Annotated in this window: 9 protein-coding genes; 6 read left to right on the forward strand and 3 right to left on the reverse strand. The window is 46.2% G+C overall.

Features of this window, described 5'->3' with window-relative positions; translation table 11 throughout:
- Positions 1 to 3: 3 nt before the first annotated feature.
- From NO559_RS13620 to NO559_RS13630, 3 genes are read right to left on the reverse strand one after another with little or no spacing between them, the layout of a single operon-like run.
- Positions 4 to 1,503: an efflux transporter outer membrane subunit gene (locus tag NO559_RS13620; RefSeq protein WP_258332413.1), complete on the reverse strand. Its 1,500-nt coding sequence runs from the start codon at positions 1,501 to 1,503 to the stop codon at positions 4 to 6.
- Positions 1,496 to 4,669 carry an efflux RND transporter permease subunit gene (locus NO559_RS13625; RefSeq protein WP_258332414.1) on the reverse strand — a complete coding sequence of 1,058 codons (3,174 nt, stop codon included), beginning with the start codon at positions 4,667 to 4,669 and terminating at the stop codon, positions 1,496 to 1,498. Before NO559_RS13625 ends, NO559_RS13620 begins: the two co-directional genes overlap by 8 nt.
- 2 nt (positions 4,670 to 4,671) lie before the next feature.
- On the reverse strand, positions 4,672 to 5,886 hold the full coding sequence (locus NO559_RS13630; protein WP_258332415.1) for an efflux RND transporter periplasmic adaptor subunit: 1,215 nt from the start codon (positions 5,884 to 5,886) through the stop codon (positions 4,672 to 4,674).
- 958 nt (positions 5,887 to 6,844) lie between these two features.
- On the opposite strand from NO559_RS13630, the gene NO559_RS13635 reads away from it, so the two are divergent.
- The 6 genes from NO559_RS13635 (at position 6,845) to NO559_RS13660 (ending at position 12,636) form a co-directional block, all read left to right on the forward strand.
- The gene (locus tag NO559_RS13635; protein ID WP_258332416.1) at positions 6,845 to 7,273 is read left to right on the forward strand and encodes a hypothetical protein; all 429 of its coding nucleotides are present in this window, start codon (positions 6,845 to 6,847) and stop codon (positions 7,271 to 7,273) included.
- A 47-nt stretch (positions 7,274 to 7,320) separates the two neighbouring features.
- Entirely contained in the window at positions 7,321 to 8,313 is a 993-nt protein-coding gene (locus NO559_RS13640; RefSeq protein WP_258332417.1) for a DUF3644 domain-containing protein, read from the forward strand.
- Between the two features lie 134 nt (positions 8,314 to 8,447).
- Complete coding sequence (locus NO559_RS13645; protein ID WP_258332418.1) at positions 8,448 to 9,392, forward strand: toll/interleukin-1 receptor domain-containing protein; 945 nt, start codon at positions 8,448 to 8,450, stop codon at positions 9,390 to 9,392.
- 162 nt (positions 9,393 to 9,554) lie between these two features.
- Positions 9,555 to 10,163 (forward strand): hypothetical protein, encoded by a 609-nt coding sequence (locus NO559_RS13650; RefSeq protein ID WP_258332419.1) that lies wholly within the window; start codon positions 9,555 to 9,557, stop codon positions 10,161 to 10,163.
- Between the two features lie 269 nt (positions 10,164 to 10,432).
- Positions 10,433 to 11,701, forward strand: a complete 1,269-nt coding sequence (locus NO559_RS13655) for a serine protease (RefSeq protein ID WP_258332420.1) — start codon at positions 10,433 to 10,435, stop codon at positions 11,699 to 11,701.
- Entirely contained in the window at positions 11,689 to 12,636 is a 948-nt protein-coding gene (locus tag NO559_RS13660; RefSeq protein WP_258332421.1) for an FHA domain-containing protein, read from the forward strand. The genes NO559_RS13655 and NO559_RS13660 overlap by 13 nt, the downstream gene beginning before the upstream one ends.
- Positions 12,637 to 12,836: the final 200 nt, after the last annotated feature.

Raw genomic sequence — 12,836 nt, forward strand, 5'->3', positions numbered from 1 at the left:
ATTTTAGCCCTCACCTTGCTCACTATTATGCGCTGCCAAGCCGCCACCCAATACGCGGTACAGGGTAATGCGATTATCCAAATCCGCCTGCCTAGTTAAAATCAGCGACTGCTGAGCGCTATACATAGTGCGCTGCGCCTCTAAGGCGGTTTGAAAACTATCTACCCCATTTTGGTAGCGCGCTAGCGACAAACTATAACTGCGGCTGGCCGCTGCCACTAAGGCCTGCTCGGCGTCCAGCTGCTCTTGTATGGTTGCCCGCCGCGCCAGCGCATCGGCCACTTCGGCAAATGCGCTTTGAATAGCATATTCATAAGCGGCCAACGCTTTGCGTTGTTGGGCTTTACTATACGCGAGGTTAGCGCTGTTGGCGCCGCCATCGAATATGGGCAGGGTAATGCTGGGGGAAATCGCCCAAATGGTGCTGGCACCACCACTAAAAATATCGGCTAGCACCGAGCTGGCCACGCCGCCGTTGGCAGTTAACGACAAGCTGGGTAAGTACGCCGCCCTGGCAACACCGATATTGGCATGGGCAGATTTTAAGCTGTGCTCGACGGCCAATACATCGGGGCGTTGCAATAGTACTTCTGATGACAAGCCCGCAGGCACATCACTCACCAGTGTTGCGCTGCTGGGTAGGGCCGTGGCTAACAAGCGCTCATTTAATTGCTCACCCACCAGCAAGCGCAGCGCATTAGTATCTTGCGCGACTTGGCTGGTATACAGGGCAATGTCAGCGCGGGCGCGGTGGTAAACCGTTTCGGCACTGGCCACATCTACCTGCGAGTCCACCCCCAGCTCTAAACGCTTGCGGGTAATCGCTAAGGTTTTTTCGGCATTGGCCATGGTCTCTTGGGCCAAGGTTAAGGCGCTGTTATCCGCCGCCAAGGTGAGCCAGGCATTGGCTACCTCACTAATGAGTGCAATGTGGGCCGCTTTGGCGGTTGCTGCCGTGGCTAAGTAGGCCTCCATTTGGGCGGCGCTAAGGCTGCGGTTTTTACCAAACAAATCAATTTCGTAGCCGCTTAAACCCAGCTCGGCCTGGTAGTTAGTTTCTTTAACGCCGGATGCTAATCGACTGCGATTGCCGTTTAGGCCCACATCCAGATTAGGGAATAAATCCGCGCGCTGTATGCGGTAAGTGGCGCGGGCCGCTTCCACATCGGCCAGGGTTTGTTGCAGGCTTCGGTTATTGCTTAGGGCTAACTCTATCAACTCGGCTAAGCGCGGATCTTTAATAAAGTTTTGCCAGGGCAACTGCGTGGCCAGCTCGCTGGATAAACCTTGGCTAGATTGACTAGAGGATTGCACGGAGGCTGGCGTAGCATTTTGAGCAGCCAGCTCTGCACGCCAGTCATCCGCCAAGGGCAGCGCTGTGCGCGTGTAATCCGGTGCCAAGGTACTGCAACCGGTTAGTAAGACTGCCCCGGCAATAGCCAATAGGCTAACCCGGCCCCGGCCCGGTGTTTGTGGCAGTGCGTGTGTAGGCACGTTAAGCATGGGCAAGCTCCCCTGGTTTTACTTCATCATCATAGACCGCGCGCCGTTTAGGGAAGCAGCCGCGTATTAACACAAAGAACAACGGCACAAAAAATATGCCTAAGACGGTTGCCGTAAAGGTGCCGCCCACAATGCCGGTACCTATAGAGATACGGCTATTGCCACCCGCGCCTGACGACAGGGCCAAGGGCAGGGTGCCCAGCATAAACGCCATAGAGGTCATAATAATTGGCCGCAAACGCAGCTTAGCCGCTTGCACGGCGGCATCTACCAGCGACATGCCGCGCTGGTAAGAGGCTTCGGCAAATTCCACTATAAGAATGGCATTTTTTGAGGCTAGGCCTATGGTGGTTAGCAGCGCCACTTGAAAATAAATGTCGTTGTCTAAGCCACGCATTGTTGAAGCTAAGGCCGCACCCACCACGCCCAGTGGAATAACCAAAATAACCGATAGCGGTACCGACCAGCTTTCGTACAAAGCCGCCAGCGCCAAAAACACCACCAAAATAGAAAGCGCATACAACAGCGGCGACTGGCCGCTGGACTGCTTTTCTTGATAGGACAAGCCACTCCAGGCATAGCTGAGTTTGCCCTGGCCTACCTGCTGGGTGAGGCGCTCCATTTCAGCCATGGCTTGGCCCGAGCTAACACCGTTGGCCGCAGCACCTTGTATGCTGTACGAGGCTATGCCGTTAAAGCGCGTCAAACTTTGCGGCGCGCTAGACCACGACGCGCTGCTAAATGCTGACAGCGGCGTCATGGTGGTGTCACCGTTCGCATTTTGGCCGCGCACATGCCATTCGTTTAAGTCAGTGGGTTTAGAGCGGTACTCGCTATCACTGGCCACATACACTTTTTTAATGCGGCCGCGATCTATAAAGTCATTCACATAGGTGCCCGCCCAAGCCGAGCTTAGGGTGTTGGCCACATCCGATAATGACAAACCTAACGCCGTTGCTTTGCCGCTATCTATATCAATTTTAAGTTGCGGGGTATTACTTAGCGCGCCCTCCCTAATGCCCACTAGCAATTCACTTTGCCGCGCTTGCGCCAGCAACTCATCTTTAAGCGCCATTAGCTCTTCACGGCTGGTGCCTGCTGCGGCCTGCAACTCAAAACTAAAACCATTGCTTTGCCCCAAGCCGCGAATTACCGGCTGCGATAAGGCAAAAATTTTGGCATCGCGTATAGCGGCTAGGTTTTTGTTCATGCGTTGTATTAGTGCATCGGCACTTTGCTCTTGCTGGCTGCGCTCGTCCCAGTGTTTTAAGGTGACAAAACCCAGCCCAGCATTTTGGCCGCTACCCGAAAAATTAAAACCCGCAATAGAAAAGGTGCCGGTAACGGTATCGGTTTCCTCTTGCGATAAGTATTGCTCTACTTGTTCGGCTACCGCACTGGTGCGTTTGATGGAGGCACCCTCGGGCAGGTTAATTTGAAACATCACACTGCCTTGGTCTTCCTGGGGTAAAAAGCCTGTGGGCATGCGCACAATTAACAAGCCCAGTATTAGCACTATCACCGCGTACACCAGCAGCCAGCGCGCTTTGCGGCTGATAATGCTTTGCACATGGCCAGTGTAAGAGGCGGTTAACTTATCGAAGTGGCTGTTAAAGCCGGCAAAAAAACCTTTTGCTTTACTACTATGCGCACTGCCGTGCTCACTTTTACGCAACAGGCTGGCGCACAGGGTTGGGCTTAGGGTTAGCGCTACAATGACCGATAAGGTCATAGACGACACTATGGCTATAGAAAACTGCTGATAAATAACCCCGGTAGAGCCGCCAAAAAAAGCCATAGGTAAAAACACCGCCGACAACACCACGCCTATGCCTACCAGCGCGCTGCTGATTTCGGCCATGGACTCTATGGTGGCATCACGCGGCGACAGGTTTTTTTCGTGCATTAAGCGCTCTACGTTTTCCACCACTACTATGGCGTCGTCCACCAGCAAGCCTATAGAGAGCACGATGCCAAACATGGTGAGGGTGTTAATCGAAAAACCAAAAGCCGATAGCACACCAAAAGTACCCAGTAAAACTATGGGCACCGCAATAGCGGGTATTAAGGTGGCGCGCCAGTTTTGTAAAAACAACCACATTACCAGCACCACTAACACCACCGCTTCCATTAGGGTGTAGACCACTTCGCTAATAGAGATTTTTATAAACTCGGTGCTGTCGCGGGGGAAGGTGATTTTGTAGCCATCGGGCAAGCTTGGCTCCAGCTCGGCGACTTTTGCTTTTACCCTAGTGGCGGTGGCCAAGGCATTTGCACCCGGCGATAACATTACAGCTATACCCGATGCTGGGTGGCCGTTTAAGCGCCGTATAGAGTCATAACTCTCACTGCCAATTTCTACCCTGGCCACATCGCTTAAACGCACGTTGGCACCAGAGGCATCGTATTTAACAATAATATTGCGAAACTCTTCCGGCGTAGCTAATAAAGACTGCGCCGTTACCGTGGCATTAAGCTCTTGCGTGGCTACGGCGGGCATGGCACCAATTTTACCGGCGGGCACTTGCACGTTTTGGGCTTTTAACGCGTTGGTAATATCAGAGGGCATTAGTGCATAGGCGGCCAGTTTGTTTGGGTCTAGCCAAATGCGCATGGCATATTGCGAGCCGAATACTCTTACATCACCCACGCCTTCAATACGGGCCAGGGCATCTTCCATATTGGTGGCCAGGTAATCGGCAATGGTGGCGGCAGTAGACTGATTGGTCGTGTCATACAGTGCGGTAATCAGTAAAAAATCGCTGTTGGATTTTTTTACCGTTACCCCTTGCGCCTGCACCGACTCGGGAAAGCGCGAGTTAACCTGCTGCACCTTATTTTGCACCTGCACCTGGGCATAATCGGGGTCGGTGCCTTGCTCAAAGGTAATGCTCACCGAGGCCGAACCATCGGAGGTACTAGAAGAGGAGAAGTACAACAGGCCATCAAGGCCAGTAAGCTGCTGCTCTAATATTTGGGTGACGCTGTTTTCAACGGTTTGCGCATCCGCCCCGGTATAGGTGGTGCTTACATTAATTACCGGTGGGGCTACGTTGGGGTATTGCGCCACCGGCAGCGACATAATAGAGGCTATACCGGTAAGCATAATAATGATGGAAATAACCCAGGCAAAAACGGGCCTATCTATAAAAAAGCGAGCAAACATATTTACACGCCCTCTTGCTGGGTTGAATTAGTAGATGAGTTATCAGGCGAGTTATTAACAGCAGGCTTTAACACGGTAACCATACTGCCGCTGCTATTCATTTCTACCTGCACCGGCTGTACCTCGGTGCCGGGGCGCACATTGCTAGAGCCCTCTACCAATAGCTTATCGTTTACCGCTAAGCCGCTGGCGATTAGCCATTGGTTATCCACGGCGTTAACGGTTTTTACTATGCGCTTTTCCACCAGGTTGTTATCGCCGATTACATAGGCGTAGGCGTCGCCATTGGCGCTGTGATAAATGCCTTGCTGGGGCACCAAGATGGCGTGCTCGTCTACCGCCTCACTGACTTGTGCGCGCACAAACATGCCCGGCAGTAAGAGGCCATCGGGGTTGGGGAACTGGGCACGCAAGGTAACGGTGCCGGTTGCGGCATCTACCGACACTTCTTGCATTTTAAGCTCACCTTGGTAGGGGTAGTCACTGCCATCTTCTAGGGTGAGCGTTACTGCGGTGCTGCCTTGCTTAAGGCTTTTATTGCGCATTAACTGGCGCAGCTTTAATAGCTCGGCACTGCCTTTGCGCATATCCACATAAATGGGGTCTAGGCTGCGTATAGTTGCCAAGGCCGTGGCTTGCTGTGCGGTGACCAACGCCCCTTGGGTAACGCTAGATATACCAATATGCCCCGCAATAGAGGCTTTGACCTTGGTGTACTCCAGGTTAATGGCCGCGCTTTCTAGCTCGGCTTGGTATTTTTCTAACTCGGCTTTGGCCTCTAGGTAGCTGGCTTGAGCATCGTCGGCATCCTGCTGCGAGATACCATCAAACTTACGCAGGTTAGCGTAACGCTGGGCTTTTAACTGCGCAGTTGCCAGCGAGGCCTTAGCGCTGTTGAGGTTGGCCTTGGCCTCGTTATAGGCCGCTTGAAAAGTAGCCGGGTCAATTTGATACAGCAACTGCCCTTGCTCAACCTTGCTGCCCTCTTCAAACAGGCGCTGCTGCACTATGCCGCTTACTTGCGGGCGCACCTCAGCCACCTGCGACGCCACCACCCGTGCCTGCATTTTAGTGGCAATAGTATGCGGGGCCTCGGTAACCGTAACATAAGAAACAGCAGGGGCCGCCGTGCTGCGGGCAGGCGCACTGCCTTGCTGGCAGGCACTAAGCAAAGCCGCAATTAACACTATGCCCCCAGTGCAGATTGGGTATTTCATGGTGGAACGCTCCATTAATCAATAAATAAGACGGGCCCTAAGACAACAACAACTACGCGCCATTCCCTAACCCGCCATCCATAGCTAAAAAAACTAAAAAGCCTACTATGGCGCATAGCCTAACAAGGGCTTGGTTAAGGCAGGGTTAATGGCGGGGCGATGGATGCTGAATCAAGTTCAGCATGACTAAGGGTAATACAGCTGTCATAACCGCCTAGCATTGATGCGCCATACTGGCCTTGAGCCGGTAATCACAACAACCAAATCCAACCCACCGTCATACCGGCCATGAGCCGGTATCCACAAACAACAAACCCCAACACACGTCATACCGGACTTGATCCGGTATCCACAAACAACCAACCCCAACACACGTCATACCGGACTTGATCCGGTATCCACAAACAACCAACCCCAACCCACCGTCATACCGGACTTGATCCGGTATCCACAACTATATGTGTGTACATAAAACCGTCATTAACCAAAACAGGGCAGCGCAATAAACAATAGAGCCACCAAGCAACTACCAATACGCTTTTAATGTTTTACCAATAATTTGCCTATACCCCATCAAAGCGCTGGATTTTTTGCGTAGCTTATATAACAATCGCCCAACGCTAATAAAACGCGTTAGGAAGAATAATCATTAAAGGGATTTTTAGTGCGGTATACCGCAGCCAGTTTTACTCCCTTCTTTTGTTTGGTTTCCCCTAGTTAGTTATGGCGTTTTGTTTAGGCGCTGTGTGTTTATATCAACGTTGGTTATTGTGCGGGTAATACAGTCGAGGCCTTTAAGCGCTGATGCTAATGGGTTGTGACGATATGTATGGTCAGATATAGACGTATCGGCGTGGTTATATCTGGTGGTGGATGTGTAGGTATAGGCTTCTTTGTTTAGATTTATTCTTTATGTTTGGATCTGGCCATAGCCAATAACAAACTGTTAAGTCATTCTATGGACAAACTTTACCCAGTACTTTTTAAAATATCAGCTGTTTGTATTGCAGCCATAGGCACAGGGATGGTTGCGCTTCTGCCGCATTTGCTCACATATGAAAAAGATGCCTACGAATCATTATATAAAGTGGAGGCTAAAATCGGAAAAATTCACAACTACGAAGATTACAATTGCGACATTGTTGGAAAGCATAGAGCCGATTGTCATATTGCCATCCATAAGGTTACCACCAGCGAGTCCATATTGAATATGCTAGATACGCTTAGATATTTTCTTCAAATTATGGCTGGAATCACCTTTTTTCTAGGCCTCTCTTGCATACTATGGATATATAAAATTCCATTTTTTGCATTCTTTGGCTGGGAAGAAAAGGACTTAACAAATCAATCAAGTTCGCCCGCTAAAGAGCGCGGGCAGGACGTGTAAAAGACACGCGCCTCTTATTGAGTCGTTAACTGTTACAAGGATGAGAAATGAAGTCACGATCAAAATTGATGCTAGAAAAATCTATAGCGTCAATGCTTTCTGCGATTGAGGTCTACAATAAGCCTGATTTTAAATATAGAGAAGAAACATTTTCCGTTCTTTGTATTAACTCATGGGAGCTACTGCTTAAGTCGAAGGTACTAAATCTATCGGGAAACCAAATGGGATCTCTGATAGCAATGGAGTACAAAACACTTAAAGGCGGAGCCAAATCAAAGAATAAGCACAGAAAGAAAAACCGATCGGGAAATCCAATGTCTATAAGCCTCTTCGAGGCGTATAGAGTAATTACTGAAGATTATGGTCTTAAAGTTAACAAAGCGGTGCTTGACAATCTGATAGCTATTACTGAAATACGTGATAACTCGATACATTTTGTAAACGATGATCTATTGCTTGCTATTAAAGTACAAGAGCTTGGTACAGCCTCGCTACAGAACTATTTCCACTTGGTTAGTGATTGGTTCGGTAACGTTCTTGGTGGTTACAATTTCTATTTAATGCCTTTGTCGTTTTTCAGGGGTTTTGATACGGCTAAGGGGATTAGCCTAAACACCAATGAAAAGAAGCTCTTGGAATTTATAAGCTCCAGAGAAAAAGAATACGACGAAGGTGAAGATTATGGAGACTACAACTTAACTCTAAAAATCGATGTCAAATTCCAAAAGGTCAAAAGTAACGCAGGCCTCCCTGTACAAGTAACAAATGATCCTTCTGCACCGATGGTTCAGTTATCAGAAGAAGATATATCAGACAGGTTTCCATGGGATTATGACGTATTAACAACACGATTGAGGAAGCGATACAACGATTTCAAGATAAATCCAAAGTATCACAAGCTTCGCAAAGATCTTGAAAAAAACAAAAAGCTGGCGCATGTTCGTTATCTTAATCCAAGCAACAAGAAAGGTGGGAAAAAGACCTTGTATAGCACAAACATACAAAAAGAATTTGATAAGCACTATGCTAAAAACAGTTAACAGGCAATTAAAAATCACCCACTAAAGGCGTGGGCTGGACTCGCTAACGATCGCCTTTTATTGGGGCGTTATAAGCCTAATTGTTCACATGTTTTAAGATGTCCAGTTTTAATAAAAAATTTAGGGTTAATCAGATGCAAGTACCTAAAGTATTTTTCTCTTACTCCCATGATAGTGAGGAACATAAAGCATGGGTTCTAGCACTGGCAACACGCTTGGAAGAAAATGGTGTTGCTGTGACTTTAGACCAATGGGATCTGAGAGTCGGTGATGATCTTCCCTTTTTTATGGAATCTGGTTTAACAGATGCAGATAGAGTTGTTTTAATATGTACGGAATCATATGTAAAAAAAGCTAATGACATGCGCAGTGGCGGTGTAGGTTATGAAAAAATGATAATTACAGCTCAAATAATGGCAGATTTGGGAAGCAACAGAGTTATTCCGATCGTTGTGAATAATGGCCTACCAAATAAGACACCTACTTTTGTTTCTAGCAAGTTATATTTAAGCTTTGAACCATCGGAATACGAAGATAGTTATTGCGAGCTTATTAGTAATCTATGGGGTAAGTCTGTAAAACCAAGGCCAAAGAGGGGCGCAAGCCCTTTTTTAAGAGAAGCTTTACCTATAAATCCTGTGGCTTTTGATGTGCCAGCATCTTTCAGCAATCCAGCTACAAAGTCCAAAGTTACTGTTAATCCAACAGCGAATAACGGCCGTTACTGGGTCGGTGAGGGAGAAATGGCGTTTGAATTATTTTGGTCAAAATCTGGCTCAGGAGAAATATGGATCTACAACGATTCTGAGACTATTCACTCCTTGTCTATAGTACCAGAAAGCTTCAAAGAAATTTCTGATATTGCAGATGCTACAGATCCGTCTTTTTATCTCGAAGAGCGATGTTCTAGTTTACAAGTTGGTGAAATTGCAGTTTTGCAAAACACCAATGGTTATTATTTGGCGGTAAAGGTGGAGCAGGTTCTCTATAGGTGTCGGAACGGAGATGATAAAGATGAGCTAACTATTAGTTATGTAATTGCGCCAGCTAAAAGCACCTCATTTGCAAAGTTTAGGTGAAGCTTTATATATTTCACAAGTAACTAAAGGAACTAAAGGGGTCGTAACGATTATTTATCGTACACCCCCTTAACAATTAACTTATCTACAATAAATACCCACAACCTAATATCCAGCACATAAAACATAATCAAATAGCAATAACACCCCGGAGAAAAATCAATGTTAAAAATCCTCACCGTAGTTCTTATGGCCACACTATCTGGCTGCGCAGTATTTGATGGTGGCAATGTACCAAAAACCACCTTATCGGCTTATGAGGGTGATGCTAGTGCAAAGCCTAGTGTTTCATATACCAGCATGGCGATGGGTGGCTTATCTGGGCCTAAGGAGCTACCCGAGGCTTCGCAAAGTATTATTGAAGGTGAGCTGTTAGCTGTGCTGGAGTCTTCGCAGTACTTCTCGCGTATTTCAAAAAAAGACGAGGCTGCTGATATTAGTATTTCCGTTACCTTAACCAATAGAGGCAACCCCGCAGCGCTAATACCTGCGTTTATTACTGGCCTTAGCCTTTACACCATACCCTCTTGGGCCACCGATCATTTTGATGTAGTAGCCAACGTTGAAAGGCGCGATGGGCTAAGCAAAAGCTATGTACTGGCTGACTCCAGCACCATAGTGCAATGGCTGCCGATGATTTTTGTGTTTCCAGCAAAAAACTTTTCTGTAGTGCCAGAGGTGAGAAAAAACATGTATAAAAAAGTACTATCTGATATGCAAAAAGATGGCTTCTTTACTTACGATCAAAATTCGGTAGCGCTGGTTAAGTAATTTAGCCATTGGGGCAGGGCTGCGCGGCCTTATTTAGCTTGTTTAAGCTCTGCCCTTACATTTACAACAAATAGCACACTAACACTACTTAGCTATAGTGCGCCTAGTTACTATCTATTTCGGGTTTAGCGTTATGGCAATACATTATTTCTAGCTATCAACCGCGTTCAACGTAACGTCATAACCGCCCCACAGACTATCTATTTGTCACAAGCCGCTTAATAAAATACACTTTCTAAAATAATAACAGCAACCAAGGACAGGCTCTTATGCTTAAACAAGCATTTTTATACCTCGCCAGCATTTTTATTTTTATCAGCCAAATCCCCCTTGCCAGCGCGCAGGATCAATCCACGCAATTATTTGAGCAATTAAAAAATAGAGTCTTTCAGGTTAAAGTTATTGATATTGCATCGGGTAACAAGTCCAGCATAGGCTCTGGGTTTTTAGTGGCTAATGATCATTTGATTGCCACTAACTACCATGTTGTATCTTCATACCTACTCAACCCCGAAAAATACAAGTTAGTGCTGCTGGATAATCAGCAACAAAGCCAAGAGCTGGCTATTGTTGATTTTGACATTATCCATGACCTTGCCTTGCTAAAAACCAAGGCACTGCCTTATAAGCCGCTAGTTATAGAAACAAGCCAGCCTGCCAAAGGCAACCGCATATATTCTATGGGTAACCCTCATGATTTAGGCATGACGATTATTGAAGGCACTTACAATGGTTTAGTGGAAGGCTCTAGGTATCAAAAATACTTATTCTCTGGCTCTTTAAACCCAGGCATGAGTGGTGGCCCGGCTTTTAATAGCCGCGGCGAAATTATAGGTATTAATGTTTCTAAGGGCGGCGAGCAAATAAGTTTTTTGGTGCCTGCATTTCACTTAGCCGATTTAATTAAGCGTTACCGCCAAAATGGTGAAATAGCCCAAGCAGACTATAACAGCCATATTTACGCTGCCCTATATGCCGACCAAGATGCTTATTACCAACATATTTTAAACTTAGACTGGTCAACCACCAGTTTTATGAACTACGACCTGCCCGACAAAATAGACAGCTCATTAAAATGCTGGGGGCATATTAAAAGTAAAGACAAGGATTTATATAAAAATGTACACAGGCATTGCCGCACAGAGGACAGAGTCTATTTAGATAATAATTTTTATACTGGCGGCTTTTCTTACGATTACTCACATTTTTCTACAGAGCAATTAAACACTATACGTTTTTATAATTTATTACAAAGCAGGCATAACATATCGGGCTTTTATAATGGCAATAAAGAAGATGCCTCTAATTTTGTATGCACATCGAATTACATCACCCTAAATGATAGTGAATGGAAGGCCACAACCTGCGCCAGGGAATACCTTAATTACAAGGGTTTATATGATGCCTCGCTGATTGCTACTAGAGTTGACCAATATAAGGAATCACTGCATCTTAGTATAAGAATGATAGGTATTAGCCAACATAACCTGCTAAACATAAGCGATAGATTTTTGGAGTTAGTTTCATGGAAAAAATAATTATAAAAAACGGAAACAACTTTCATCAATTTGTTACGGACAAAGCACTATCTATAGGCCGTGGGTTTGATAACGACATCATCAGTAACGACCCCCACATAGGCAACAAACAGCTGAGCATTAGTAGCAACCCCGAAAAGCCTGGCAGCTGGCTGATTACTGTTAATGATCAAACCAACCCTGTGCTGATTAATAAGCGGCCGGTCTCTTCGCCTAGTTTTGTGGCTTACTCTGGTGATGACATAGTGGTTGGCAGAAGCCATTTCACCCTATACTCACCGGATCACGCTGTTGCGCCGACTAGAGCCTTTACTTTTACCAACTGGTTGCACTCCCATAAGCTTAAGCCATTACTGTCTATAGGCTTGGTAGCCTTAGTTTTTGCGCTATCGGTTGTTTTTGACGCTTTAGCTTCATTTACAGAAATCAATTGGAAAGCTTTAATATCGAACAATATTTTTGCCATTATATTGATTACTGTTTGGGCGGCCTGTTGGTCACTGGTGGGTAAATTACAGCGCCAGCATCACCACTTTTTTTCGCATCTGTTTTTTGCTGCTGGCGTACTTGGGCTTAGTCTATTGTGGGAAAGCCTTAACGAATATGTTATCTACTTTTCGCCTAGCTATTTTATTAATGAGTTTTTACCCTGGTTAATGGCCATAGTTTGCTTAGGGCTAGCCATTGCTTTTAGCTTAAACCTGTCATCCAATACGTCCAGGTTTTTAATGAAGGGGATGCTCACCAGCTTTGCTATTATCGGTGTGTTTTTTATTATTGCTGTTTTTGACAAACAGGAGTTTAGTAATAACCCTGAATTTGTTGTGACCTTAAAGCCACCTTTTGCTCCTAAATCCAGCACGGTTGCTGCAAAAGAGCATGTTAGCTCTTACCAGCAATTATTTGAAAAGCTTGAGTCACTGGCCACGCAGTAATGTTGTTTGTATAGCTATTTTTAATAGCCACGTTGATTTGTTTAGTGGATGCTGAATCAAGTTCAGCATGACGTGTAGTGGTTTGTATAGTTTGCTTTATAGTACTGTCGACTTTTTTGGTGGACGCTGAATCATGTTCTGCATGACGTGTAGTGGCTAGCTTAAGGGCTAGGTTTATTGCCTTTTATTGCTTAGGCCAT

It is taken from the genome of Dasania sp. GY-MA-18 (assembly GCF_024734385.1).
In the GTDB taxonomy this organism is placed as follows: Bacteria; Pseudomonadota; Gammaproteobacteria; order Pseudomonadales; family Dasaniaceae; genus Dasania; species Dasania phycosphaerae.